General features: G+C 70.3%; 24 protein-coding genes. 12 read left to right on the forward strand and 12 right to left on the reverse strand.

What is annotated here, in order from left to right; translation table 11 throughout:
• Positions 1-55: 55 nt before the first annotated feature.
• From ACZ67T_RS34010 to ACZ67T_RS34060, 11 genes are all read right to left on the reverse strand, one after another.
• A complete protein-coding gene (locus tag ACZ67T_RS34010) occupies positions 56-1,213 on the reverse strand; it encodes an agmatine deiminase family protein (protein WP_469989205.1) in 1,158 nt (385 codons plus the stop codon).
• 56 nt (positions 1,214-1,269) lie between these two features.
• Complete coding sequence (locus tag ACZ67T_RS34015) at positions 1,270-2,067, reverse strand: ABC transporter ATP-binding protein (protein ID WP_469989207.1); 798 nt, start codon at positions 2,065-2,067, stop codon at positions 1,270-1,272.
• Entirely contained in the window at positions 2,060-3,058 is a 999-nt protein-coding gene (locus ACZ67T_RS34020) for an ABC transporter ATP-binding protein (protein WP_469989209.1), read from the reverse strand. Before ACZ67T_RS34020 ends, ACZ67T_RS34015 begins: the two co-directional genes overlap by 8 nt.
• Positions 3,055-3,909 carry an ABC transporter permease gene (locus ACZ67T_RS34025; RefSeq protein ID WP_469989211.1) on the reverse strand — a complete coding sequence of 285 codons (855 nt, stop codon included), beginning with the start codon at positions 3,907-3,909 and terminating at the stop codon, positions 3,055-3,057. Before ACZ67T_RS34025 ends, ACZ67T_RS34020 begins: the two co-directional genes overlap by 4 nt.
• A complete protein-coding gene (locus ACZ67T_RS34030) occupies positions 3,906-4,865 on the reverse strand; it encodes an ABC transporter permease (protein WP_469989213.1) in 960 nt (319 codons plus the stop codon). Before ACZ67T_RS34030 ends, ACZ67T_RS34025 begins: the two co-directional genes overlap by 4 nt.
• Positions 4,862-6,517 carry an ABC transporter substrate-binding protein gene (locus ACZ67T_RS34035; RefSeq protein ID WP_469989215.1) on the reverse strand — a complete coding sequence of 552 codons (1,656 nt, stop codon included), beginning with the start codon at positions 6,515-6,517 and terminating at the stop codon, positions 4,862-4,864. Before ACZ67T_RS34035 ends, ACZ67T_RS34030 begins: the two co-directional genes overlap by 4 nt.
• A gap of 47 nt (positions 6,518-6,564) precedes the next feature.
• Positions 6,565-7,575: an agmatine deiminase family protein gene (locus tag ACZ67T_RS34040; RefSeq protein WP_469989217.1), complete on the reverse strand. Its 1,011-nt coding sequence runs from the start codon at positions 7,573-7,575 to the stop codon at positions 6,565-6,567.
• A gap of 118 nt (positions 7,576-7,693) precedes the next feature.
• The gene (locus ACZ67T_RS34045) at positions 7,694-9,403 is read right to left on the reverse strand and encodes an urease subunit alpha (protein WP_469989218.1); all 1,710 of its coding nucleotides are present in this window, start codon (positions 9,401-9,403) and stop codon (positions 7,694-7,696) included.
• The gene (gene ureA, locus ACZ67T_RS34050; RefSeq protein WP_469989220.1) at positions 9,400-10,113 is read right to left on the reverse strand and encodes an urease subunit gamma; all 714 of its coding nucleotides are present in this window, start codon (positions 10,111-10,113) and stop codon (positions 9,400-9,402) included. The genes ACZ67T_RS34045 and ureA overlap by 4 nt, the downstream gene beginning before the upstream one ends.
• A gap of 226 nt (positions 10,114-10,339) precedes the next feature.
• A complete protein-coding gene (locus ACZ67T_RS34055; RefSeq protein WP_469989222.1) occupies positions 10,340-10,702 on the reverse strand; it encodes a hypothetical protein in 363 nt (120 codons plus the stop codon).
• Positions 10,681-11,931 (reverse strand): serine/threonine-protein kinase, encoded by a 1,251-nt coding sequence (locus ACZ67T_RS34060; protein WP_469989223.1) that lies wholly within the window; start codon positions 11,929-11,931, stop codon positions 10,681-10,683. The genes ACZ67T_RS34055 and ACZ67T_RS34060 overlap by 22 nt, the downstream gene beginning before the upstream one ends.
• A 171-nt stretch (positions 11,932-12,102) precedes the next feature.
• Here ACZ67T_RS34060 and ACZ67T_RS34065 point away from each other — a divergent pair, with 171 nt between their 5' ends.
• From ACZ67T_RS34065 to ACZ67T_RS34120, 12 genes are all read left to right on the forward strand, one after another.
• Positions 12,103-12,660 carry a TetR/AcrR family transcriptional regulator gene (locus ACZ67T_RS34065; RefSeq protein ID WP_469989370.1) on the forward strand — a complete coding sequence of 186 codons (558 nt, stop codon included), beginning with the start codon at positions 12,103-12,105 and terminating at the stop codon, positions 12,658-12,660.
• A gap of 63 nt (positions 12,661-12,723) precedes the next feature.
• On the forward strand, positions 12,724-13,308 hold the full coding sequence (locus ACZ67T_RS34070; RefSeq protein WP_469989225.1) for a TetR/AcrR family transcriptional regulator: 585 nt from the start codon (positions 12,724-12,726) through the stop codon (positions 13,306-13,308).
• 448 nt (positions 13,309-13,756) lie between these two features.
• Positions 13,757-14,851 carry an agmatine deiminase family protein gene (locus ACZ67T_RS34075; RefSeq protein ID WP_469989227.1) on the forward strand — a complete coding sequence of 365 codons (1,095 nt, stop codon included), beginning with the start codon at positions 13,757-13,759 and terminating at the stop codon, positions 14,849-14,851.
• Between the two features lie 198 nt (positions 14,852-15,049).
• Positions 15,050-16,195: an agmatine deiminase family protein gene (locus tag ACZ67T_RS34080; RefSeq protein ID WP_469989229.1), complete on the forward strand. Its 1,146-nt coding sequence runs from the start codon at positions 15,050-15,052 to the stop codon at positions 16,193-16,195.
• Positions 16,196-16,559: 364 nt separating this feature from the next.
• Positions 16,560-18,005, forward strand: a complete 1,446-nt coding sequence (locus tag ACZ67T_RS34085) for a purine-cytosine permease family protein (protein WP_469989231.1) — start codon at positions 16,560-16,562, stop codon at positions 18,003-18,005.
• Positions 18,006-18,086: 81 nt separating this feature from the next.
• Positions 18,087-19,199, forward strand: a complete 1,113-nt coding sequence (locus tag ACZ67T_RS34090) for a C45 family autoproteolytic acyltransferase/hydolase (protein ID WP_469989233.1) — start codon at positions 18,087-18,089, stop codon at positions 19,197-19,199.
• A gap of 90 nt (positions 19,200-19,289) precedes the next feature.
• Complete coding sequence (locus ACZ67T_RS34095) at positions 19,290-19,856, forward strand: cysteine hydrolase family protein (protein WP_469989235.1); 567 nt, start codon at positions 19,290-19,292, stop codon at positions 19,854-19,856.
• Between the two features lie 100 nt (positions 19,857-19,956).
• Positions 19,957-20,181, forward strand: coding sequence for a hypothetical protein (locus ACZ67T_RS34100; RefSeq protein ID WP_356083066.1), 225 nt, complete (start codon positions 19,957-19,959; stop codon positions 20,179-20,181).
• Between the two features lie 146 nt (positions 20,182-20,327).
• Positions 20,328-20,444, forward strand: coding sequence for a putative leader peptide (locus tag ACZ67T_RS34105; RefSeq protein ID WP_469989237.1), 117 nt, complete (start codon positions 20,328-20,330; stop codon positions 20,442-20,444).
• Positions 20,445-20,518: 74 nt separating this feature from the next.
• Positions 20,519-21,745 (forward strand): LLM class flavin-dependent oxidoreductase, encoded by a 1,227-nt coding sequence (locus ACZ67T_RS34110; RefSeq protein ID WP_469989239.1) that lies wholly within the window; start codon positions 20,519-20,521, stop codon positions 21,743-21,745.
• 19 nt (positions 21,746-21,764) lie between these two features.
• Positions 21,765-23,138: an NtaA/DmoA family FMN-dependent monooxygenase gene (locus ACZ67T_RS34115; RefSeq protein WP_469989241.1), complete on the forward strand. Its 1,374-nt coding sequence runs from the start codon at positions 21,765-21,767 to the stop codon at positions 23,136-23,138.
• Positions 23,139-23,229: 91 nt separating this feature from the next.
• Positions 23,230-24,021, forward strand: a complete 792-nt coding sequence (locus ACZ67T_RS34120; RefSeq protein ID WP_469989243.1) for an inositol monophosphatase family protein — start codon at positions 23,230-23,232, stop codon at positions 24,019-24,021.
• A gap of 93 nt (positions 24,022-24,114) precedes the next feature.
• Here the strand turns inward: ACZ67T_RS34120 and ACZ67T_RS34125 are convergent, their stop codons facing one another.
• Complete coding sequence (locus ACZ67T_RS34125) at positions 24,115-26,358, reverse strand: MMPL family transporter (RefSeq protein WP_469989245.1); 2,244 nt, start codon at positions 26,356-26,358, stop codon at positions 24,115-24,117.
• Positions 26,359-26,764 lie beyond the last annotated feature (406 nt).

A 26,764-nucleotide genomic window follows, 5' to 3' on the forward strand; every position in this document is an offset into this window, starting at 1 on the left:
CAGAGTTCCGCAACGTTCCGGTGCCGGGTGGTGGCCCGGCACCGGAACCTGGTCGCTACGGGCGTGGCTGCGGTTGCGTGACGCAGTGGATGCCGCCGCCGCCCGCGCCGAGGCTGTCGATGTCGAGCTGCTCGACGGTACGGCCCGGGAACAGCCGTTGGAGGAGGGTCTTGGCCCCCGCGTCCGCACGGGTGTCACCGAACTGGGCCGAGATCACGGCACCGTTGCACACGTAGTAATTGGCGTACGCCGCGACGAAGGCGGGGTCACTCGACCGGATGCGGGAGTAGTCGGGGCCCTGCAGCTTGGTGACCGCGATCGGCGTGCCGTCGGCGTCGGTGGACGTGGAGAGGATCTGGTACTGCTGGCGGGCGTCCTTCGACCAGGCGTCGGTGTCGGTGGCCAGGGGCATCTGGACGAGGCCGTCACCGGCGGCGAGGAAGCGGGAGGTGGCGTCGACGTGGTCGTCGGTGATGTCCCGCCCGGTCACTCCGTTGAACCAGATCACCTTCGACGCCCCGAAGGCGTCGCACATCGCGGCCTCGATCTGCGCGGTGGTCATGCCCGGGTTGCGGTTCTTGTTGACGAGGCTGCTCTTGGTGGCCATGAGCGTGCCGCTGCCGTCCGTCTCCACCGCGCCGCCCTCGCCGACGAAGTCGGCGCTGGTGATCTGCACCCCGACCTCGGCCGCGATGCGCCCGGCGACCAGCGAGTCCCTCGCGTGGGCCTGTTTGTTGCCCCAGCCGTTGAAGTTCAGGTCCACGGCGTCGAGGCCGCCGGCCCCGTCGGTGCGGAAGACCGGCCCGCTGTCACGCATCCAGCAGTCGTCGACCGGGATGGAACCGATCACGGTGACGGCCGACCCGCAGGCGCTCCGGGCCTGCGAGACTCCGGCGGAGTTGGCGCACATGGTGACGGGTTCGTACTTGGCGATCGTCTTCGCGATGAGGGCGATGTTCGCCTGGACGCCGGCCAGCTTGCGGCCCCAGATGGCGGTGCTGTCGGGCCACGCCATCCACGTCCGGGTGTGCGGGACGGTGTCGAGCGGCACGGCGAAGCCCGTGCCGGAGGCCGGAACCGGGGTGGCGACTGCCTTGCCGCCGCCGGTCGCGGCCCAGGCGGCGCCGGCCGCCGCCAGCCCCGTCGCGGCGAAGAAGTTGCGCCTGCCGAGCAGGCGGTGGGACGGGCTGTGCGGTGCGCGGTGGTCGTTCATGTGTGATCTCCGATCTGTTGTGTACGGATCTCCGGGTGTTGGTCTCGGGGCCCGGGCTACAGCGCGCGGCGGGCCAGGGCGATGGCCTGCGGGTTCCATCCGGGGCGGGGGACCGACTCCAACAGCAGGCCTGTGTACGCATGTCGGGGAGCGTCGAGGACTTGGGAGGTGGGTCCCGACTCGACGATCCGGCCCTGGCGCATGACGATCACGTCATCGGTCACGCAGCGCACCACGCCGAGGTCGTGCGTGATGAAGAGGTAGGCGATGCCGGTCTGTTCGCGGATGTCGGCGAGCAGGTTGAGGATCTGCGCCTGCACCGACACGTCCAGGGCTGCCACGGCCTCGTCGAGCACGAGTACGGCCGGTTCGACCGCGAGTGCCCGCGCGATGGCCACCCTCTGGCGCTGTCCACCGGAGAGCTGCCGGGGCAGGGCTCCGGCCGCCCGGCTGCCGAGCCCCACCTGGTCGAGGAGCTCGTCGAGGCGGCGCGAGTGGTCCCCGTCGGGAAAGTGGAGGCGCAGCGTTTCGCGCAGCGTCGCGTCGACGGTGATTCTCGGATCGAGGGAGAGGAACGGGTCCTGGAACACCATCTGGACCTCGCGGGCGCGCGCGAGCCGGGCCGCCCGGCCACGCGCCCGTACCGTCCGAGAGACGCCGCGCACCAGGACCTCGCCCGCGTCGGCGCGCTCCAGGCCCACGACGATGCGGGCAGTGGTGGTCTTGCCGGAGCCGGACTCGCCGACGATGCCGAGTGATCCGCCCACGCCGAGCGTGAACGAGACGTCGTCAGCCGCCTGGACACTGCGGTAGGAGCGGCTCACTCCGGTCACTTCGAGGACGGTCTCACTCATTTCCGGACTTCCCTTCGAGCCGTTCGCTGTGGTGGCACGCGACGCGATGCCGCAGAGGCCCGTCCTCGTCATCGACCTGCCGGTCGACGGGCGCCTCGTCCCGGCAGATGTCGGTGGCGTACGCGCACCGGGGAGCGAACGGGCAACCCGTCAACTGCTGCCGCAGATCGGGTGGTTGGCCGTCGATCGCGGCCAGTCGCCCCTGCGGAGCGTCGAGGCGCGGTGTGGCCCCGAGGAGGGCCGCCGTGTACGGGTGCCTCGGTCGGTCGAACAGGGCGTCGGCGGTGCCGGTCTCGGCGATCCGGCCCGCGTACATCACGTAGACCCGGTCGCTGATGGTCGCGGCGAGCCCCAGGTCATGGGTGACGAAGAGCAGGCCGGTGCCGAACTGTTCGCGCAGGTCACCGAGGAGGGCGACGACCTCGGCCTGGGTGGTGACGTCGAGAGCCGTGGTGGCCTCGTCGGCGAGGAGCAGTGCCGGATCGCCCGTCAACGCGGCCGCGATCATGACGCGTTGGAGCATGCCGCCGGACAGCTGCCCCGGGTAGCGGCGCAGGACGTCGGGGGAGAGACCGACCGCGGGGAGCATCTCCGCGGCGCGCCGGCCGGCGTCCTCGTCGCGCATCCCGGTGTTGAGGCGCAGGCTCTCGGTGAGGAAGTCGCCGATCCGGCGCAGTGGGTTGATGGCGGCCCGGGGGTCCTGGAAGATCATGGCGGCCGTGCCTGTGCGCAGTTCGCGCAGCCGCGCGGGCGTCATCGTGAGGACGTCGTCGCCCGCGACCCGCACGGTCCCTTCGGTCGTGGCCCCTGGCGGCAGCAGGCCCAGGATGCTGCGGGAGGTGAGGGACTTGCCGGAGCCGGACTCGCCGACGAGGGCGACCGTCTCCCCGGCGGCGACGGTGAGATCGACGCCGTCGAGCACCGGCCGTGCGGTGTCCGGGAGTTGGAGCCGCAGTCCTTGGATGTCGAGCACGGGTGGGGTGTCGTTCATCGGTCCCTCCTGGCGACCTGGTCGGCCCAGCGCTCGCCGACCACGTTGAACGCGACGACGGTCAGCACGATCGCGGCGCACGGCAGGAACGCCGACAGGGGATAGCCCCGCTGGATGGCGGTCTGGCCGTCGAAGACCATCCGGCCCCAGTCGGGCGTCAGCGCGGGCACGCCGAGTCCGAGGAAGGACAGTCCCGCCAGATCGATCAGCGCGTAGCCGAAGTTGATGGCGGACTGGGCGAGGACGACGGGCGCGATGTTGGGCAGGACGTGCCGCAGACAGACCTGGAGCCCGGAGTGCCCCTGCACCGAACAGGCGCTGACGTACGGGCGTTCGCGCTCGGCCAGCGCCAGGGAACGGGTGAGCCGGCTGACATACGGGAGGTAGGCGACGGCGAGCGCGATGACCGGGGCGAAGAGGCCCTCGCCGTACACGGAGACGATCAGGATCGCCAGGAGCATTCCGGGGAACGCGAAGACCAGCTCGGTGCCGCGCGACAGCACGGAGTCGAGCCAGCCGCCCCGCCAGGCGGCGGCGATCCCGACGGCGACACCGGCGACGGTCGAGAAGGCGACCACGCCGAGCGGGCCGAGCAGGGAGGTCCGCGCGCCGACGACCAGGCGGGACAGCGTGTCGCGGCCGGAGGCGTCGACGCCGAAGGGGTGGGCGGTGGACGTGCCCGCCAGCGCGTTGCCGAGGTCGGCCGCGTTGGGGTCGGCCGGGGCCAGCCACGGGGCGAGCAGGGCCGTGAGGACGATCAGACAGACGAATCCGAGGCAGAGCACGTGGAGGAGCGGACGGTGGGTGCGGAGCCGGGCGAGGCCGGGGCGGCGCAGAACGGCGACACTCATGCGGCGGACCTCCCCGGCCCGAGGGAAATGCGCGGGTCGATCAGGGGGTGGACGAGGTCGACGACGAGGTTGACCGCCATGAACAGCCCGACCATGGTCAGCGAGATGGCCTGCACGGTGGGGAAGTCCTTGGTGGTGATGGACAGTTCGAGAAGCTGGCCGATGCCCCCGACACCGAACGCGGACTCCACGAGGACGGTGCACACCAGAAGGGTGGAGACGATCAGTCCGCCGGTGGTGAGCACGGTGCCGAGCGCGTTGCGGAACACGTGCCTGCTGATGACGTGACGCTTCGGGACACCTCGGCTGAGGGCCACGGTGACGTGCTCCTGGCCGAGGACGTCGAGCATGGCGCTGCGCGTGACGCGGGCCAGCATGCCGATCAGATACAGCGAGAGAGCCACGGCGGGGAGCGTCAGATGCCAGAGCAACTGCCCGAACCCTTCGCCGGTGCCGCCGGCGGGGAACCAGTGCAGCCGCACCGCGAACACACCCTGGAGCACGACCGCGGCGACGAACGACGGAGTGCCGACGGCGAGGGTGGTGGTGACGAGGATCGTGGCGTCGGTGGCCCCGCCGCGGACCGCGCCGATCCGGCCGAGAGCGAGGCCGACGACCACGACGAGGACCATCGCCATCGTGACCAGGAGCAGGGTGCTCGGCAGCCGGTCGGCCAGGAGCCGGGAGACGTCGGTGCGGTACGTGATCGACCGGCCGAAGTCGCCGTGCAGCAGCCGGCCGAGCCAAGTGAAGTACCGTACGGCGAACGGGTCGTCGAGGTGGTACTGCTCGTTGACCGCGCGCAGCGCGTCCGGTGAGGCGGACCGCCCGGACAGGAGGAAGCTCGCCGGGCTGCCGGGCGCCAGATACATCGCGCCGAAGATCACGAACGAGGCGCCGAGCAGGGTGGCAGCCATCTCGGCCAGCCTCCGCACCGTGAATGTGAGGTAGTTCATCGCGCGGCCCCGATGCCGGCGGCCCACGGGGAGTACAGGTAGGAGATGGTGGTGGGGGCCCCGGTGATCCGCTTGTTGAGGAACAGGGCGGTGGGCCACTCGGCGACCGGGATCCAGAGCACCTGGCCCGCCGCCTTCCGCTGGAGCTCGGCCTCCGTCGTCAGGCGCTCGACCGGGTCGTACGTGGCGCGGGCCCGGTCGACCAGGCGGTCGTACGAGCGGTCGCTGTAACCGGCGAAGTTCTGGTACGCGCCCGTCCGGAAGTTGCTGAGCAGGTCCAGCGGATCGGTGATCGAGTCGTAGTACGTCTCGGGGAACATGTCGATGCCCTTGCGCGCCTGCGGGTCCGTGAACAGCGCCGTGAAGGCGTTGGGCGCGACGGTCTTGAGCTTGATGTCGAGCCCGATCTCGCTGCCCGCGGCCTGGACGGCGGTGGCGAGCAGGGACACGTCCTGACCGATCGAGCTGGTGGCGACGGTGAGTGTCCTGCCGGTGGCGCCGGCTTCCTTGATCAGCTTTTTCGCCTTGCTCAGGTTCGGCTCGGCGGACGGGAGCCCGTCGAAGGCGGCCTTGCGCACCGATTCGGGGGCGGCGGCCCAAGCAGCCTTCGTGGTGAGGGAGTTGGTGACCGTTCCCGCGCCGCTCAGGCCGGTCTTGAGGAAGCCCCGGCGGTCCAGAGCCAGCGACAGTGCGCGCCGGACCCGGACGTCGCCGAGCGGTCCGCGCATGTTGGTGACATTGACGTTGACCGTGCTGAGCCCCTCACCGAAGTAGAGGGTCCCGACACCTGAGGAGCGCAGCGCGCCGTAGCTCTCGGTGGGGATGAGGTATCCGCCGTCCACCTCGCCGCTGAGCATGGCCTTGGTGCGCGCGGAGGAGTCACTGAGGAAGCGGAACACCGCATGGGCCGACTTGGCCTTCGTTCCCCAGTAGCGGTCGAAGCGCCGCAGCTCGATCGACTGCCCCTTGTCCCACTTGCCCAGCTCGTACGGTCCCGAGCAGGCGAGTCCACCGGAGGTGCCGTAGTCCCGGCCGGCGGCCTCGACCCCGGACCGGCTCGCCACCACCCCGGCGGCGGTCGCCATGTACTGGGGGAACTGCGAGTCGGGCCGCTTCAGTCTGACGGTGACCTGGAGCGGCCCGGTCTTGTCGAGGGAGGCGACGTTCTCGAAGACCTGCGCCCACGCGGCCCCGTTGTGCGGGTTCATCTGCCGCCCGAGGCTGAAGAGGACGTCGTCGGCGTTCAAGGTGCGCCCGTCGTGGAAGCGCACGCCGTCACGCAGGTCGTACACCCAGGTCAGCGGGTCGGGATGGGACGCCTTCCTGGCCAGACCCGGCGCCAGTTTCAGGTCGGGCGTCCACCGCATCAGGCTCTCGCACACGTTGGAGAGGATCATGTTCTGCGGGTAGTCGAAAGCGGAGATGTAGTCGAGCGTCGGGGGCTCCGCGTACAGCGCCCACGTGAACGAGTCGATCCGGCCCTTCGCCCGTGGCGTGCTCGCGGACAGCCGGAAGTCGGCACCCGCGCCCGAGGCGCCGGTGCCCGGCGGTCCCGCACATGCGGGGAGCAGGAGGATGGCGGACAGGGCGGCGGCCAGCAGGGCGGGACGCCCGGCCCTGCGTCTTCCCCGCCGGGGTGGTGTGGTGTGCATCGGCGCGGTTCCTCTCCGTACGTACGTCGCCGAGGGTGAGGAACTGCTCAGGCGCGCGGACGCGCGGCGGGGACCTGCTGGGTGATGCAGTGGACACCGCCGCCGCCGTGGGCGATCACGCGCGCGTTCACGCCGACGACCTTGCGCCCGGGACAGGCCCGCGCGATGACTTCCAGGGCCTGCGCGTCCTGAGGCAGCCCGGCGACGGGTACGACCACGCCGCCGTTGGCCAGATAGAAGTTGAGGTATCCGACCTCGACCGGCTCGCCCCCGACCTCGACGAACGCGCTCTGCGGCAGATCGACGATCTCCAGCGTCCGCCCCGTCGCGTCGGGCGTGGCCTCGAGGACCGCCCGGTTGGCGCGCATCCGCGCGTAGTCGGGGTGCTCGGGATCGTCCGGGAGCTGCACGACGACCTTGCCAGGGGCGACGAACGCGCAGACGCCGTCCACGTGACCGTCCGTCTCCGTGTCCAGAAGCCCGCCGTACGGCAGCCAGATCACCTTGGTGACACCGAGCCGGGCCTTCAGCTCCGCCTCGATCTCCGCCCTGGTCAGGTCCGGATTGCGGTTGGGGTGGAGCAGGCACTGCTCGGTGGTGATCAGCGTGCCCTCACCGTCCACGGTGATCGCCCCGCCCTCCAGGATCATCTCGGAGCGGTCGGCCGGAACACCGAGCCGCTCCAGCAGCAGAGCGCTGATCCGGTCGTCGGTGTCGTACGGGTGGTGCTTGCCGCCCCAGGCGTTGAAGCGGAAGTCCACGCCGGCCCGGCGGCCGTCGGGGTCGAGCACGAACAGCGGCGCGGAGTCACGGAACCACGAGTCGTCCGTGGGCAGTTCGATCACCTCGACGTCGTCGCCGCACCGTTCGCGGGCCTCGGCGCCGTGGCCGGGCGGAGCGACCATGGTCACGGGCTCGAACTCGGCGATGGCGCGGGCCACTTCGGCGTACTCACCCTTGACCGTCTCCAGGACGTCGCCCCACAGGTCGGGGCGGGTCGGCCAGGCCATCAGGCAGCGCTCGTGCTCGGTCCACTCGGCGGGCATGCGGAAGGTCATCGGGGTTCTCCCTCTCCGGATTCATCCGGGTTCGTATGGACAGAGATATGACTGAAAATTCAGTCAGGCCAGTGAAGCTGAAAATCTCGGCGGTTCTGCACTGGTCGGTCTCGGTGCGTCACAGGAAGTACAGGCGGTTGAGGGGCACTTCGGACGCCGGCTCCGAGCGGACCGGCGATCCGTCCAGCGTGACGAGCCCGCTGTCCGCGTCGACCTGGACCTCGCCCAGGCGCGCGTTGTTCACCATGTCGGCCGGGCCGATCCCGCGGGTGCCGTGCACGGCCACCCGCCGGCGCCGGGTCGCCAGCGCGTCGTAGGGCCGGCCGAAGGAGCCGGACTCGGCGGCTGCCCGGCTGACGAACGCCACCGACAGATCCGCCGCGGTCGCCCCGTGCGCGCCGAACAGCGGGCCGAGCACCAGCGGTTCGCAGCGGTCGTCGGCGGCATTGGGATCGCCGGTCACACCGTAGGCAGGGAAGCCCGCCTTCAGGACCATCTGCGGCTTGGCGCCGAACGAGTCGGGCCACCAGAGCACGATGTCCGCCAGCTTCCCGCTCTCGATCGAGCCGACCTCGTGGGACAGACCGTGGGCGATCGCCGGATTGATGGTCAGCTTGGCGATGTAGCGCAGCACGCGCGCGTTGTCGTCGTCGGGCCCGTCGCCCTCCAGCGGGCCGAGCTCGGCCTTCATCTTCCCGGCCACGGCGAAGGTGCGGCGCACGGTCTCCCCGGCCCGGCCCATGCCCTGGGCGTCGGACGAGGTGATGCCGATGACCCCGAGGTCGTGCAGCACGTCCTCGGCGCCCATGGTCCCCGCCCGGATGCGGTCCCGGGCCATGGCGGCGTCGCCCGGGAGGTCCGGCTGCAGGGCGTGCGCGCTGAAGATCATCCCGTAGTGCTCGGCGACCGCGTCCCTGCCGAAGGGGAGGGTCGGATTGGTCGAGGAGCCGATGACATTGCGTACGCCCGCCATCTTCAGCACGTTGGGCACGTGCCCGCCGCCGCAGCCCTCGATGTGGAAGGCGTGAATGGTGCGCCCTTCGAGGACGGCGAGGGTGTCCTCGACCGAGAGGCACTCGTTCAGACCGTCGGTGTGCAGGGCGACCTGCACGTCGTGTTCCTCGGCGACCCGCAGTGCGGTGTCCAGCGCCCTGGTGTGCGCGCCGAGGTCCTCGTGCACCTTGAAGCCGGACGCGCCGCCCTCGGCGAGGGCCTCCACCAGGGGCGCCGGGTCGGAGGACGAACCCCGGCCCAGGAAGCCGATGTTGACCGGCCAGGCGTCGAAGGCGTTGAACGCGTGCCGCAGCGCCCAGGGCGAGTTGACCCCGACACCCCAACTGGGCCCGATCTCCTGCCCGATGATCGTGGTCACGCCGGAGGCGAGCGAGGCCTCCATGATGCGCGGCGAGAGCAGGTGCACGTGCGTGTCGACGGCCCCCGCCGTGGCGATCATGCCCTCGCCCGAGACGATCGTCGTCCCGGTGCCGACCACGACGTCCACGTCGGCCAGGGTGTCCGGGTTGCCCGCGCGGCCGACGGAGGCGATGCGCCCCTCCCGTACGCCGATCGACGTCTTGCGGATGCCCTGCGCCGCGTCGATCACCAGCACGTTGCTGATCACGACGTCACAGGTCTCACGGACGGCGGCGGCCTTGAGGTGCAGTCCGTCGCGGGCGGTCTTGCCGAAGCCGGCCAGGAACTCGTCCCCCGGGGCCTGCGAGTCCGCCTCGACCCGTACGACAAGCCCCGTGTCGCCGAGGCGGACCCGGTCGCCGACGCGCGGGCCGTGCACGGCGGCGTACTCCTGCGGATCGATGGTGGTGCTCACAGCGAAGCCTCCTGGTCGTCGTCCGGCCCGGCGCCGAGATATCCGCAGGCAGCCGCGCGGCGCAGGGCGTCCCGGCGGGCGCCCGGCGCGTCCAGCGGGCCGTCGACCAGGCCGGCGAACCCGATCACGACGCGCTCGCCGCCGATGGGGAGAAGCCCGACCTCGCTCTCCGTGCCCGGCGCGAACCGGGTGGACGCGCCGGCCGGCACGGCCAGACGCATGCCGAAGGCGGCGGCCCGGTCGAAGTCCAGGCGGGGGTTGGCTTCGAAGAAGTGGAAGTGAGAGGTGACGCTGATCGGTACGGAGGCGGTGTTGTGGACGGTGACCGTCCGGACCGGAGCGGGTTGCCAGGCCGGTTCCTCCGCCGCGGGCAGGACCGCGCCCGGCGCCCGAGTCCCGAGGCTGCCGCCCCCGAACGGATCACTGACCACGGCCAGCCGGGTTCCGTCGTCGAAGACCGCCTCGACGTGGATCTCGGTGACCACGTCGGGTACGCCGGGCAGGACTTCATCGGGCCCGAGGGCCTTGCGCGCGGCGGCGACGGCCTCGGCGAGCCGGGCGCCGTCACGGGCCGCCTCGCACACCGTGTCGGCGATGAGCGCGGTCGCCTCGGGCACGTTGAGGCGCAGACCGCGGGCGTGTCGGCCGCGGGCCAGTTCGGCGGCCCCGAACAGCAGCAGCCGGTCGCGTTCCGTCGGAGTCAGCCGCATACCGGCGGCTCCGCGGATCTGCCCCGGACGGGCTCGTGGGTGGTGGCGGCGTCGAGGTGCATGGTGGTGAGTCGCTCTCTGTGGCGGTTCATCTGGTGCTGACCTGAAGATGTCACTGACTGAAAATTCAGTCAAGATGTGTGGCAGGACTTCTCGGAGCATCCGCCGGGCGGGGCCGCCAGGGGGTCTGGCGGCCCCGCCCGGCAGGGGGTCTGGAGACTGTCCGTCAGGCGCTTTTGCGGTAGTAGCGGACGGAGACCGTCACGGACTCGTTTGCCGTGGGGGCGTCGACGAGATGCACGATCGCGATGTCCTTGCCGCTCGCGCTGCGGATACAGAACGGACGCCATTCCTCCAGGTCATCGAACTGCAGCGCGGTCACCGGCTCGCTGTCGATCCCTTCCTCGCAGCCACCGGGGGACAACGTGTCGTCGTATGCGATGTACGCATCGCTGTCGTCGGGGAAGTCGAATGCGTCGGCGGTACGTGCCAGGTACCAGGCGGCGGTGGACTCGGGTGCGACCGTGCCGCTGCGCAGGTCGAACTCGTAGCTCGGGTCGGGGGAGGTCAGCTCGGTGTCGGCGTACACCTGCTGGTACCCGGTACCTGGCGACGCGTTCGACTTCGAGGGCGGCGGGAGTGGGGCCGTGACGGTGGCGCCGAGCTTCGGTCGCGCCCGCTGGGGCCGTTCGCCTTCGACGGGTCCCCGGTGGAGTCGCTGAGGCGGTAGGCCGTCGCTCCGGCGATGAGGACGGCCACTGTCGCCGTCGGCACGATCCAGCGCCGGCGCCTCCTGCGTCCCCGTGGCACGGGTGGCGGTGCGGGTGACGCGGTGACGGCGGTGTCCGTGCGGGCCGGGGCCGTCATCGTCGGCTGGGCGTGCATCGGCTGGAGGGGTTCGGGCAGATCGCTGCGGCTGGCTATGTCGGCGCGGACCGAGTGCGGCAGCCAGCCCTCGGTGAACCGGAGCTGGGACCCCGCGGCCGGATGGTGGCGCACGGCCTCGATCAGGGCTCCGGTGGTGGGCCGGTCCCCGGGGGTCTTCGCGAGGCACTGCCACAACAAGTTCTGCAGCTCGGGCGGTACGTGGGTGAGGTCGGGCTGTTCGTGTACGACCCGGTACAGGGCCGCGGACTCGGGGCCGCTGCCGAAAGGCGGGGCACCGCAGACCGCGTACACGGCGAGGGCACCGAGCGCGAAGACGTCCGTGGCGTCGGTGGCGGGTCTGCCCAGGACCTGCTCGGGGGCCATGAAGGCGGGTGTGCCGATCTGCAGACCCGCGCTGGTGAGCGCGACGGCGTCGGCGGCACGGGCGATACCGAAGTCGATCACCCGCGGGCCGTCGGAGGCCAGCAGTACGTTGGCCGGCTTGAGGTCGCGATGCACCACGCCGGCGGCATGGATCGCCTGGAGCGCTTCGGCGATGCCGGCCATGAGCAGCAGCACCGTCGGAACGGGCAGCGGGCCGTGCCGGTGGACCACCTCGTGCAGTGAGGGCCCCGGCACGTAGGCGGTGGCCAGCCACGGTGTCGCGGCGTCGGTGCCGGAGTCGATGACCGGGGCCGTGTACAGGCCGTGGACGCGCCGCGTGTTCGTCACCTCCTGGGCGAACCGGTGGCGGAACGCGGTGTCCCCGGCAAGCTCCGGGCGCACCGCCTTCAGGGCGACGGGCCTGCCCCCGGGTGTGAAGGCCAGATAGACATGGCCCATGCCGCCCGAACCGAGCCGGGCGCACAGCCGGTAGCCGCCGATCTCGTGCGGATCGTCCACGGACAGGGCCTCGAAGGAGGGTGGCGCTCCGCGCCGGTCGGAGGTCATGCGGTGGCTCTCTCAGGGTGTGACGGACAGGGGGTTGCGTGCGGCACGCGGGACAGGGGAGGGGATGGGACTGCATGGTGCCCGTGACTGAAGTTTCAGTCAATATGGGATGAGGTTCGGTCTGCGAAAGCGGTTAGGGTAGGAATCGTGGGCGACCGTAGAACAGCGATCATGGAGGCAGCCGCGCGGGTCATCGCCCGCCGCGGAGTGCGCGGCTTGCGGGTGGAGGAGCTGGCCGCCGAGGCCGGGGTGTCCACCGCGCTCATCTACTACCACTTCAAGGACCGCGCCGGGATCCTGCGCCGGACCCTGGAGTTCATCAACGACCGCGCCGAGCGCTACACCACGGAGCGCGACGCGGACGCCGAGCCCCTGACCCCACGTCAGGAGCTGGAGCGCACCCTTCTCCTGGAGCTCCAGGACGATCCGGTCGTCCGCGAGAACAGCACCGCGTGGGGCGAGCTGCGCGCCAGCGCCATCTTCGACCCCGATCTGCGGGAAGACCTGGCCAGGGCGACGCTGGTCTGGGTGCAGGAAATCTCCGAACTGCTGGGTCAGGTACGGCCGATGGCCACCGTCACCACCCTCGCCACCTCCGCCGAGCGGCTGACGCTTCTGGTGGAGGGCATCAGCATGCGCTGGCTCAGCGGCATCCTCCCGCTGGAGCACGCCCGCGAGCTGATGCTGGACGCCATCGACACCGAACTGGGGCGGCTGGAGCGCCGGTAGGTGCTGCCCGCCCCGGCGGTGTGCGTCGCGCCGGCGCCCTGACCTGCTGGTTACAGTACGGGCGTGAGTACTCGACGCGCCAAACTGCTGGAAGCCACCTGCCGAGTGATCGCCCTGCGGGGAGTGAGGGGACTGCGGGTCGAGGAGGTCGCCGCCGAGGCGGGTGTGTCCAAGACCCTCATCTACTACCACTTCCGCGACCGGTCGGGCCTGGTCACGAGCGCGCTGGAGTACGTCAACGACCGTGCCGAAGGGTACGCGGGCGTATCCGACGACGATGACGCCCCCGTCCGTGAGCTGCTGCTCCGACTGCTGGCCGGGGAGTTCCAGGACGACCGGTCCGTGCGGGAGAACTCCGCGGTGTGGGGCGAGGTGCGCGCCGCGGCCACCTTCGACGAAGGGCTGCGGCCGGTCCTGGCGACGCTGACCGAACGATGGCTCGTCGAGCTGGCCGAGGTGATCGAGGACGGTCAGGACGACGGGGACATCCCGGCGTCCGTGGACTCGCGCGCCGCCGCGGTCCGGCTGACTTCCCTGGTGGAAGGGCTGAGCGGGCGCTGGCTCGCCGGCCTGCTCACCACCGCCGAGGCCCGGGCGCATGTGGCCGCCGCTCTGGAACGCGAGCTGCTGCCCGATCCGCGCGGCTGATCTGCGGGGCCGGTCTGCGGGGCCGGTCTGCGGGGCCGGTCTGCGGGGCTGATCCGCAGGGCCTGATCCGCAGGGCCTGATCCGCAGGACCGTACGAGGCGTCGGGCCTCACGCCTCACCGGTTCGCTGGACGGGCAGGGTTAGGCGCGGTCTTTGACTGAAAATCCAGTCAGTGCCACAATGCATGCATGGCGACACCGAGCCTCTCCGCTCGCTCCCTGCCCGGGTCGCGCCCTGCGCCCCGGGGGATACGGGTGAGTGCGGCCGCCGTACAGGCCCGGCAGGCCGACGGCTCCCGGCGCGGCGTGGGGCGAACGGTGAAGGCCGTAGAGGCTTCCGGCCCGTCCCGTGCGAGGCCCGGCGGGATCCCTGTCGCCGACGGCCGTTCCCTGGCGATCCCGTGGCCTCAACAGCCGCTCACTACACAGCACTTGATGTGGAGCCCTCCATGAACGAACCTCCCCTGGGCAGGCGTCTGCTCGACGCGCTCTTCGGGGCGAGCCCTTCACGTCGGGCCGGCTACGACAGCACAGCCGATGACGGATGGCACGTGCCGGCGGACGACGTCCCGCACGTGCGGACCTGGATGTCCTGGCCGGCGAGCAGATCCATCTGGGGCCGTCAGCTGTCCGGGGTCCAGCGGGACATCGCCCTCATCGCCCGCACGGTAGCCGCCTATGAGCCCGTCATCATGTGTGCCCCGGACGAGGACACCGCCGAGGATGCCAGGGCTGCCTGCGGCCCGGACGTCACCGTCATCACGTCGATCCCCACGGACGACCTCTGGATGCGCGACACGTGCGCCGTCTTCCGGCGCGACGGTCGCGGGAACCGTGGTGCCGTAGGCCTCAACTTCAATGGGTGGGGCCACAAGCAGACGCACCGGGATGACGCCGCCGTGGCCGAGTGGGTCGCCGAATTCAATGAACTCGAATTCGAATGGGCGGACTTCGTCGGAGAAGGCGGCTCGATCGAGACCGACGGTGACGGGACGGTCATGGCCACCGAGAGCAGCCTCGTCAACAAGAACCGCAATCGCGGAATGAGCCGGACGGAGATCGAGGAGGCCGTACTGCACGCATACGGCGCCGAAAAGATGATCTGGGTTCCGGGCGTCCGCGGCCGGGACATCACCGACAACCACATCGACGTCACGTCCCGCTTCATCCGCCCCGGCGTCGTCATGGTGCAGATGCCGCCCGGCGACAGGGGGGACGTCTGGGCCCGCGACGCGCGTGAGCAGTTCGCGATCCTGTCCGGCGAGACCGACGCCAGGGGGAGAAGACTCCAGGTCATCCAGGTCGACGGCCCCGACACCGTCCGCTCACGCAGCTCGCAGTTCGTCGACTCGTACCTCAATTTCCATGTCGTCAACGGCGCCGTCATCACGGCACAGTTCGGGGACCGGACGAAGGACCACGCCGCCCGCCAGGCCCTCTCCGGCGCGTTCCCCGGGCGCGAGGTGATCCAGCTCGATGTCGACCGCCTCATGGGCGGAGGCGGCGGCATCCACTGCTCCACCATGCACGAACCCGTGCCGTAGACCCACACGCCTACGCAGGTAACTCACAACGCATCCAGATATCAAAAAGGCCCCCAATACCTGAAAACGCGCCCAGGCAGCCAAAAAGGCAACCGGCGTCGGATATTTTCCGCCCCCAGGGCTCCACCTTCCAGGATCCAGGAATCCTGAGAGTGGCCCGTCAGCTGAATTCCGGAGTTCTCAGTGCCCCATCCCCCCATGTCCCGTCGCAGTGCGCTGCGTTCCTTCGCCGGTATCGGCGCGCTCGCCCTCGGAGCCGCGGCCTGCGGCCCGGGTGACGAACTGACCTCCTCTGCGTCCTCATCCTCCGCGAGCGGGGCGAAGGCGTCGGGCCGCAGGTTCGGAGCGGAGTGGGACAGCCACACGCGTACGTTCATGTCGTGGCCCGCGCTGGAATCGGTGTGGTTCGAGGATCTGCCCGCCGTGCGCGACGACATCGCTCGCGTGGCGCGGGCCGTGGCGGAGTACGAGGCAGTGGTGCTCATGGCCCGGCCGGAACAGGCCGACGCCGCCCAGCGTGCCTGCGGCTCCCAGGTCGAGGTCATCCCTCTCGAGGTGGACGACCTGTGGGCGCGCGACATCGTCCCCGTGTTCGTGGAGGAGTCGGACGGCCGCCTGCTGGGCGTCGATTTCAACTTCAACGGCTGGGGCGACAAGCAGGAGCACCGCAACGACGCCCAGGTCGGCCGACTCCTGCTCGCCAAGTACGACATCGCCCGCTCGAAGGCGCCGCTCGTCGCCGAGGGCGGCTCCTTCGAGACCGACGGCGAGGGCACGCTCCTGCTCACCGAGAGTTCGGTGGTCAACAAGAACCGCAACCCCGGTAAGAGCCGCGACCGGATCGAGGCCGAACTCAAGAGCACTCTGGGCGTCGAAAAGGTGCTCTGGCTGGCCGGAGTGCGGGGCCAGGACATCACGGACGCCCACGTCGACAGTCTCGTCAGGTTCACCGCGCCGGGCGTCGTTCTCGTGGACCAGGCGTACCCCGGCAGCCCGCCGGACGTGTGGTCGCGATCGGCGGACCAGGCCAGGTCGGTCCTCAAGGAAGCCACGGACGCCCGCGGCAAGCGCCTGGAAGTCGTCGACCTGCCTCAGCCGGACCTCGACAAGATCACCGGCCGCGGTGACGACTTCGTGTCGACGTACGCGAACTTCTACGTCGCCAACGGTGCCGTGTTCATGCCGCGCTTCGGCGACGCCCGGGCCGACGACCGCGCGAAGGGGATCCTCCAGGACCACTTCCCGACGCGTGACATCGTGCCCGTGAAGATCGACACCATCGCGGGTGGCGGCGGCGGAATCCACTGCTCGACCCACGACCAGCCGGGCAAGCCGGCCGCGTAGCCCACGACGTCACGCACGGGGCCGCCAGGTCGGGGACGAGTCGTCGCATGCCGAGCGGCGGGCATCCGCTCGTTCCTGCCTGGTGGCTCGGGCAGGTCGGGCCGCTCCGGCGGCTCTCGCGGGTGCCTCCGTCGTCGCCGTCCGTGACGTGATCGTTCTCCTGGCGGGCGTCAGGGCCGAGGCGCCCGTCAGAGTCCGCTGCCGCCTGACCATGGCGTATCGAGGGTGCCGCTTCCGCTGTATCGAGACCGTATTTCCGGTGAACCCTTGACGTCTCGCGACCCTCCGCTATTAGATCTCCTCTATTGGGCATGCGACCAATATGGTCGATCGGTCATGCCGTGACGCTTCAAGGGAGGACGCGATGGCGACCAGAGACCTGACAGCCACCGTCGGCAGTGACGCGGCCAAGGCCGTGGAGCAGGCCGGACAGCTGGAAGCGCACGGGATCGACTACATCCCCGAGGAGGAGCGGCACGGCCGGCCGCAGGAGCTGTTCGCGGTCTGGGCGGCGCCCAATGTGAGCTACCTGAGCCTCGTCGTGGGTGCGGCGCTGGTCCTGACGGGTCTCACCCTCGGACAGGCGCTGGCGGTGATCGTCGCCGGCAACGTGCTGTGGGCGCTCACCGGAGTTCTGGCCGTCAGCGGACCGGCCGCGGGCACCACGGGCTCGGTCATCTCCCGTGCCATGTACGGAATCCTCGGGAACAAAGTGGTCATCGCGCTCACCGGCTGGCTGATCTCCGCCGCCTATCTGGCGCTGAACTGGTCCGCCGCCTCGGTCGCCTCGTTCGGACTCGCCCGGCGGCTCGGCGCTCCCGACAGCACTGTGCTCGACGGCGTCATCATCTGCGTCATCGCCGCGGTCACCCTCGTGGTCAGCGTGTACGGACACGCCACGATCGTGCGGCTGTACTCCGTGCTGAGTGTCGCCCTCACGGTCGTGTTCGTCGTCTTGAGCGGCTACGTACTGGGACACACCGACTGGTCCTACCGGCCCGCCGAGTCACTGCACGGTGTCCAGCTCTGGGTGACGCTCGTCGGCGGCTTCTCGATCGTCGCGTCCACCCCGCTCTCGTACAGCAACAGTCCTGACCTCGCGCGCTACCTGCCGCGCGACAGCAAGCCGATGGCGGTGGCCGGGTGGACCGCGCTGGGGGCCTTCCTGCCGAGCGTGCTCTTCACCGGCGCCGGTGCCCTGGCCGCCACCACGCTCGACATGAGCGACCCGGAGGCGGCGCTCGAGGGGATACTCCCGGGCTGGTTCGTCCCGGTGTTCGTCATCGCCGTCGTCCTCAACACTGTCGCCAACAACGGCCTCACCGCGTACAGCGCGGGTCTCACCTTCCAGTCCATCGGCGTGCGGCTCGGCCGGATCCGGGCCGTCCTGATCATCGGCATCCTGGCCACGGCGATGACGCTGTACGCACTCCTGGTCTTCGACTTCCTGACCAGTGTGAACACCATGCTCGAACTCGTCGTGGTGGTCACGGGACCGGCCGTCGGCGTGTACGTCGCCGACATCTGGATCTGCCGCAACCGCTACGACGGTCCCCGACTCCTCGACGAGCGGCGCGGCAGCCCGTTCTGGTACGACGCGGGCGTGCACCGGGCGGGAGTGGCGGGGTTCGTCGCCGGCGCTCTCGCCGGGGTCCTGTGCGTGAGTACGAGCTTCTGGACCGGCCCCGTCTCGTCGTTGCTCGGCGGCGCGAACCTGTCCCTCATCGCGGGACTCGTGGTCTCGGCCGCCGTATATGGAGGGTTGGGGCGCACGCGGCGCCGCGCGGTGATCGCGGAACCGGGCGAGTGACCGACGCGCCGCAGCCCCCACGCAACGCCCCGACATCCCCGCACCCGCCAAATCCCCACTTTCTCCGAGGAGCAGGCAGTCATGATCACCCGTCCCGCCGAACGCCTCCACGTCGAGGTCGCGTCGTCCGACCCGTTCGCGCGCGGAGCCGCCCGCGGTGAGCGACTGCGCGACACCCTTCCCGGAGGGGTCGCCGCGTACGACCGCTTCTTCCGTCTCGGCGGCATCGGCCCGCAGCAGGTCCGCGACGACGCCGAGCGTGCTCTCGACGCCATCGACGCGTTCCGCCCCCATGCGCGGGCGGAGATCGAGGGCATAGCGCACGGTGCCGGTCTCGACGTGTGGCGCATCGCGGCCCTCAACGCACGCACCGAGATACTCGCCCGCAGCGCCACCGTCCCACCCGGCGAGTGCTCGACGATCGTCCGCCGCACGGATGGCGCATTCGCCGCTTTCGGCGTCCAGACGTGGGACTGGCACGTCGAGTTGAACCCCTTCTGGCACACCCTGGAATCCCGCGGAGGCACCCACGACGTCGTCGGCCTCACCGAGCACGGCATCCTCGCCAAGATCGGCATCAACAGCGCAGGCCTCGCACTGCACTTCAACATCCTCGGCCACCGTCGCGACGGCATCGGCGGCATCCCCATGCACGTCCTGGCCGCCGTCGTCCTGGAGGAAGCGGGGAGCGTGGCGAAGGCCGTGGAGATCGTGCGCGGCGCTCCGATCGCCTCGTCGGGATCGTTCGCCCTCTTCGACACCTCCGAGGCCGTACTCCTCGACCTGAGTCCCGAGGGTGTGTTCGCGGTGGATTCCGGCCCGGGCACGCTCGTGCGCACCAACCACTTCCTCACGCCGGCCCCTGCCGTCGGCGAGAAGACCTGGCTCTACCAGCCGGATTCCGGCGAGCGCTACGACCTCATCCGCAGCCGCCTGGCGCCCACCGCGTTGCCGCAGTCACCGGACGAACTCGTCGCCCTCCTCGTATCGGGGGAGGGCGAGGCGGCGCTCACCTGCCTGCCCGACATGAATCTTCCCGAGGGACAGCGGTGGGCAAGCCTGGCCACGGTCATCCTCGAACCGGCCACGAGCACGGCCCGCATCCTGGACGGCACACCGGCCGATTCCGGTGCACGGCCCTGGCGCCATCTGGCGGCACGGCGTGGCTCGGACACCGGATCCGGTGCGCGGTGAACTCTTCACTGCACCGGACCCTGCTTCTCACCCTCTTCTGATTCCATGGAGGCCCGCTCGAGGGCCACTGTGAGGGAAGGGGCAGCAAGCATGGCGAAGGAGAACAGCGCTCTGCTCGTGATGGACGTCCAGCGGGACGTCGTCCGGATCGCCGACGACGGGTCGGGCTGTCCGGCCCGCCTGAAAGCGGCGATCGAGGGCGCTCGCGCGGCGGGTATCCCCGTGATCTACGTGGTCATGCGGCTACGGCCTGGTCAGCCGGAAGTCAGCCCGCGCAACAGGACGCTCGCCACCGTGCTGCAGGCGGGCCTGTTCACCGACGGCGCTCCCGGCACCGAGATCCACGACGATGTGGCGCCCCGGCCGGGCGACATCGTGGTCACCAAGAGACGGGCGAGCGCGTTCTCGGGCAGCGACCTCGACTCCGTGCTCAGGGCGCGCGACATCAACAGCCTTGTGCTGGCGGGCATCGCCACCAGTGGCGTGGTGCTGCACACCCTGTGCCAGGCCAACGACCTGGATTTCGGCCTCACCGTCCTGTCGGACGCCTGCCTCGACCTCGACCCAGAGGTGCACCGGACTCTCATCGAGAAGCTGTTCCCACAGTGGGCGGAGGTCGTCACCGTCGAGGACTGGGTCGGTTCCCTCGCCCGGTGACGGGCGCCCATCACCCTCCTCATCGGCCACGAGCACCCGAATATAAGGTGATCACCCCACTCGGTTCGGGTGTGGGGTGACGACTCGGGGGAGTACGACCATGGCCAAGCCGGTACGCGCGTCGCTGGGGGAGATGTGGATCACCTGCCAGGTGTGCCGCAGCGAACTCTTCCGTGAGCGGGGCGTCAAGCTCAACAGCACCGGCATGGAATTCATGAAGCTGGCGTGGGCGGACGAGACGGCGACGGGTCTGATCTGCTGGAAGTGCGGATACGTGCACCTCTTCGTGAACCGTGAGATCCGGCTCCACCGGGCCGAGGACTGACCTGGCGCGGGGAGTCCTGGGCCTCCCCGGTGGCAACACACAGGGTTCCGTGTGAGAGCCGGGCCCGAAGCGGGAACAGACGACGGGGGCCGACCGTTGTTGCTGACAATGCCGTGTGCACCGGCGATGAGGGGGAGGGGGCGTTCATGACCCAGGAGTCCCGCCTGTGCGCCCTGGCCCTCGCCCCGTACCGCCCGGTGCACCTGTACACCCGGGCCCATATCGACCTCCAGCGCGTGGCCGGCGCACTCTGTTGTTCCTGATCGGATTCTTCGCCGTCGCACCCTCCGCCCGAGGGTCGCTCATCTCGTACGGTCGATCAGGAAGGCACCCTTTCGTGTCCTCGTCTTCTTCGCTGCCCACTTCAATCCCCCTGCTGCACCTGGCCGTTGCTCTCGACGGCGCAGGCTGGCACCCGGCAGCCTGGCGTGAGCCAGTGTCCCGGCCCCGGGAGCTGTTCACCGCCCGCTACTGGGCCGACCTCGTCCAGGAGGCCGAGCGCGGGCTGCTCGACTTCGTGACGATCGAGGACGGACTCGGGCTCCAGTCCTCGCACTTCACGGAACCCGACGCCCGCACCGACCAGGTCCGCGGGCGCCTCGACGCCGTGCTCATCGCCGCCCGCGTCGCCCCGCTGACCCGGCACATAGGGCTTGTGCCGACCGTGGTCGCCACACACACGGAGCCGTTCCACATCTCCAAAGCGATCGCCACCCTCGACTATGTGAGCTCCGGCCGCGCGGGTCTACGCGTACAGGTGTCGGCACGCCGGAACGAGGCCGCGCACTTCGGACGCCGTACGTTTCCCGCCCTGCGCACCGAGGACCTGGACAGCCCCGAGGCGAAGGAGCTGACGGACGACCTCTTCGACGAGGCCTCCGACTACGTCGAAGCGGTGCGCCGGCTGTGGGACAGCTGGGAGGACGACGCCGAGATCAGGGACGTCGCCACCGGCCGCTTCATCGACCGCGACAAGCTGCACTACATCGACTTCGAGGGCAGGCACTTCAGCGTCAAGGGCCCCTCGATCACGCCACGTCCGCCCCAGGGACAGCCGGTCGTCAGCGCCCTGGCTCACCGGAGCGTGCCGTTCCAACTCGTCGCACGCTCCGCCGACATCGGATACGTGACCCCGCACGACGCGGACCAGGCGCGTGCCGTCGTCGACGGGATCCGTACGGCACAGGCCGCGGCCGGACGCTCGGACGAGCCCGTCCACGTCTTCGGAGATCTCGTGGTCTTCCTGGACGACGACCCGGCCGCGGCGGCTGCTCGGCGTGAACGCCTCGACGGCCTGGCGGGCCACACGTACACCAGCGACGCCCGGATCTTCACGGGTACCCCCGCACAACTGGCCGATCTGCTCCAGGAGTTGCAGTCGGCGGGCCTCACCGGATTCCGGCTGCGTCCCGCCGTCGTCGGCCACGATCTGCCCGCGATCGCCCAGGAACTCGTCCCCGAGCTGCAGCGGCGCGGGGCGTTCCGGAGCGCGTACGAGGCCGACACGCTGCGCGGACTCCTCGGGCTCGCGCGCCCCGCCAACCGCTACGCCGCCACCGTCTGAGCCGGAGGGAGCACAGACCATGCCTCGCAAGCAGATCCACCTCGCGGCCCACTTCCCGGGCGTCAACAACACCACCGTATGGAGCGACCCCAAGGCCGGCAGCCACGTCGAGTTCAGCTCCTTCGCCCACTTCGCGCAGACGGCCGAGCGGGCCAAGTTCGACTTTCTGTTTCTGGCCGAAGGGCTGCGCCTGCGTGAACAGGCCGGAGAGATCTACGACTTGGATGTCGTGGGGCGACCCGACACGTTCACGATCCTCACCGCGCTCGCCGCGGTCACCGAGCGCCTCGGCCTGACCGGCACCATCAACTCGACCTTCAACGAGCCCTACGAGGTCGCCCGCCAGTTCGCCAGCCTCGACCACCTCTCGGACGGGCGTGCCGCGTGGAACGTCGTCACCTCCTGGGACGCGTTCACCGGCGAGAACTTCCGGCGCGGCGGGTTCCTGCCGCAGGACGAGCGGTACTCGCGGGCCAAGGAGTTCCTGACCACCGCGAGCGAGCTCTTCGACTCGTGGCGCGGCGACGAGATCGTCGCGGATCGGGCGAGCGGCACCTTCCTGCGCGACGCCCGGGCCGGAGCCTTCGTCCACCAGGGACAGCACTTCGACATCAGCGGGCGGTTCAACGTACCCCGCAGCCCCCAGGGCCGCCCGGTGATCTTCCAGGCAGGCGACTCCGACGAGGGGCGGGAGTTCGCCGCGTCGAGCGCCGACGCGATCTTCAGCCGGTACAGCACCCTCAAGGAGGGGCAGGCGTTCTACACGGACGTCAAGGGCCGCCTGTCCCGTCACGGCCGTACGCACGACCAGCTCCTGATCCTGCCCGCCGCGACCTTCGTGCTCGGCGAGAGTGACGCCGAGGCGGCGGAACTGGCCCGCGAGGTACGCCGACAGCAGGTCAGCGGCGCCACCGCCATCAAGCACCTGGAGTTCGTCTGGAACCGTGACCTGTCCGGCTACGACCCGGACGGGCCGCTCCCCGAGATCGACCCCGACCTCGGCGAGCACACCATCGCTCGCGGCCGCGCCCAGGTCCGCATGTACCGTGACCCGCTGGCCACAGCCCGCGAGTGGCGGGAGCGCGCCGCCGCCAACAAGTGGTCGATCCGGGATCTCGTCATCGAGACGGGCAACCGCCAGTCGTTCGTGGGCTCTGCGGCCACGGTCGCCGAGACGATCGACGACTTCGTCCAGGCGGACGCGGCCGACGGCTTCATCCTCGTCCCGCACACCACCCCGGGCGGCCTCGACGTCTTCGCCGACACCGTCGTTCCGCTGCTCCAGGAGCGCGGGGTGTACCGCACGGAGTACGAGGGCACCACCCTGCGCGACCACTTGGGCCTGACGGAGCCGAGCGCTGTGGAAGCCGGAACGCGCCGAGTGGCTTCGTAGCGACCCGTCCACCACGCGACACGTACCGGTGCTGGAGCCGGCGGCGGGCTTTCCGCCGCCGGCTCCGGCACTGCCCGATACGCTGCACCGCGTGATCAACTCATCTGTGCGTTCTGACGATTCCGTGGTCGCCATAGCCGCGGCGAATGCCGGTGCCGACGTGGTGCGCAGCCTGTACGGGCTACGCCTCACCCGCATCGACAAGGGCGCGGGTGACTTTGCCACCGCCGCCGACGTGGAGGCCGAGAAGGCCATCGTCGACGTCATCCGCGCCGCCCGCCCCGACGACGCGGTACTCGGTGAGGAAGGCGGGCGACACGGCACGGACGGCGCCGCGCGCCAGTGGCTGGTGGATCCCCTCTGCGGCACGCTGAACTACGCCGTCGGCAGCATGCTCGTCGCCGTCAACGTGGCGCTGCGCGATGGGGCGGCGGCGGTGGCCGACCCGTTCAGCGGCGAGGTGTTCTTCACGGACGGGACGAGCGCGTGGGTGCGGCGCGACGGGGTGGACGAGCCGCTGGCCCCGACATCCGGCACCTCGCTCGTGGACGTCAATCTGGACCCGCCGTTCATCAACCGGCCCGGCTTCCGGGCCGTCGACCTGCTGGCCCACCCCGCGTTCGCCGAGCGGTTCCGGCCGCGGGTCGTGTCGACGACGCTGGCGCTGGCCTGGGTCGCGGCCGGCAAGCGCGCAGCGTACGTCACTGATGGCGGTGACCTCACCGAGAGTGTGCATTTCGCCGCGGGGATCGCACTGTGCCGGGCCGCCGGCTGCGTAGTCACTGGGGTCGACGGCGCCCCGACTGGGCCTGCGGGGCGGGGACTTGTGGTGGCCGCCGACGCCGAGACGCACGGGCAGCTGATGTCGATGCTCCGCCGCTGAAGGCGCCGCGGCGACCGCCGCCCCGGTGACTGTGATCACCGGGGCGGCGGTCTTGCGGTGGGGAGGGGCCCCGGATCGGGCGGGACCGTGGGATCAGCCGCGTGCGGGCTCCAGCTCCCGCTCCTCCTCGGCCGCCGGTGACGACGACGGGGCGAGGGTCTTGTGCAGTTTCTCGCCCTCGACATCCACGTTGGGCAGGATCTTGTCGAGCCATCGCGGCAGCCACCAGGCAGACTTGCCGAGCAGGGCGAGTACCGCCGGGACGATCGCCATACGGACGACGAACGCGTCGAAGAAGACCGCGATGGCGAGCCCGAAGCCCATCATCTTGATCATGTCGTTGTTCTCCATGATGAACCCGGAGAAGACGCTCATCATGATGATCGCCGCCGCGCCGACGACCCGGCCGCCATGCTTGAAGCCGGTCACGACCGCCTCGGCGGGGCGCGCCCCATGGACGTACGCCTCGCGCATCCGTGTCACGAGGAAGACCTCGTAGTCCATCGCCAGGCCGAACACCACGCCGATCATGAAGATCGGCATCATCGACATGATGGGGCCCGGCTGGTCGACGCCGACGATGTCCGCGAGCCAGCCCCACTGGAACACGGCGACGACTGCGCCGAGCGCCGCGGCGACCGACAGCAGGAAGCCGAGGGCCGCCTTCAGCGGGACGAGGACCGAGCGGAAGACCAGCATCAGGATCAGGAAGGCGAGCCCGACGACGAGACCCAGGTAGGGCAGGAGCGCGTCGTCGAGGGTCTGGGAGAAGTCGATGGTCATCGCCGTCTGCCCGGTGACCAGGACGTCGGAATCGGTGTCCGCCTCCAGGCCGCTCGCGGTGGACCTGATCGTCTTGACGAGTTCCTCGGTCTTGTGGTCGCTCGGTCCGGTCGTCGGGACGACCGTGATGATCGCGGTGTCACCGGCCGGGTTCACCGAGGCGGGGGTGACCGCCGCGACGCCGTCGACCTTGGCGAGGGACGTGCCCACCGTCTTGGCGGCGGCGGCAGCGTTCTTGGCTCCGCCCGTGTCGACGGTGACCATCAGCGGGCCGTTGAAGCCCGCCCCGAACGACTCGGACAGCATGTCGTACGCCTTGCGCTGCGTGGTGTCCGGCGCCGAGGTCCCTTCGTCGGGCAGCCCGAGCTCCAGACTCGTCGCCGGGATGGCGACCGCGCCCAGGCCGAGTACACCGATCAGCAGCACGGTGACGGGGCGGCGCAGCACGAGGCGCGCCCAGCGGGTGCCTAGGTTGGGCTTGGCGTCCTTGGCATCCCTGGCACTGTGCTCGGCGGCCGGCTTCGCGAGGTTCTTGCGGTCCCTGCGGCGCAGGGCGCGCTTGCCCGCGAAACCGAGCAGCGCGGGGATCATGGTCAGCGCGATGAGTACGGCGATGGCCACCGTGGCCGCCGCTGCGAGGCCCATCTTGGTGAGCATGGGGATGTTGACGACCGACAGACCCGCGAGAGCCACGATGACGGTCAGTCCGGCGAAGACCACGGCGGAGCCCGCGGTACCGGTGGCCCGGCCCGCCGCTTCCTCCGGTTCCCGGCCTTCGGCTATCTCGGCGCGGTAGCGGGAGACGATGAAGAGGGCGTAGTCGATCCCGACCGCGAGCCCGATCATCATCGCCAGCGTCGAGGTCGTGCCCGAGAGGTTGAGGACGCTGCCCAGGGCGGCGATGCCGGAGACACCGATCCCGACGCCGATGATGGCGGTCAGCAGCGGAAGGCCGGCGGCGATCAGCGAGCCGAAGGTGATGACGAGGACGACCGCGGAGACGGCGATGCCGATGAGCTCGGCGGAGCCGCCCATCTCCTGCTCGGCCTGGACGGCGTCACCGCCCGTCTCGACCTTGAAGCCCTCGGCGCGGGTCTTGTCGGTGGCGTCGGTCAGCGCGTCGTGCGTCTTGTCCGTGAGCTCCGTCGAGATCACCTTGTAGGTGACGGACGCGTACGCGGTGGTGCCGTCCTTGCTGACGGCGTTCGCCTTGTACGGGTCGGCCACACCGGCGACCTGCGGACCCTTGCCGAGCGCTGTGACGAGCTGGTTGACCTCGGCCTTCGCGGCGGGGTCGGTTATCTTCTCGCCCTCCGGCGCGCGGATGACGACGCGGGCGGTGGCGCCCTCCGCGCTGGCGGCGGGGAAGCGCTCGTCGAGCAGGTCGAAGGCCTTCTGCGAGTCCGTGCCCGGCATGGAGAACGAGTCGGCGGGCGGCGCGGGCGCGGCCGAGGACGCGTATCCGATGCCGCCCAGGAGCAGCACCCACAGGAGCGCCACATAGCGGCGCCGCCTGAAGGAGAGGCGCCCTAGTTTGTAAAGGAAGGTAGCCACGGCGAAAGAGACTCCCGTCGGGTGGAGGCGGAGGCAGGGGCGACCGCCCGGCGGTGCCATGGCACGTCAGGGAAGTCAGCAGGATTTCTCCCTCTATCGTCGCCGCATTCCGGAGCCCGGATGTCAGCCTCCGGGCCTGACTCCGGCCCACGCCTGCGGTAGTCGGACTCGGTGGCCGGTCATCCCCCGGTATGACCGCAGGACCCCTTTTGTAGAGCCCTGGGTGCAGACGGGAGGTGGAGGCGGGGACCTGGGGGCGAGCCGCATCCGGCGCCGGGCCCGTGCCGGGAGACGGCGCACTGCCGATGCCGCGCACCCTGGCGGGGCAGGAGGAGCCGGTCCGTCTTGCAGACGACCGCATGTGAGAGGCGCATGTCGTACGTCGTATGTCGTACGTCGTATGTCG

The organism is Streptomyces sp. NPDC107517, assembly GCF_055582645.1.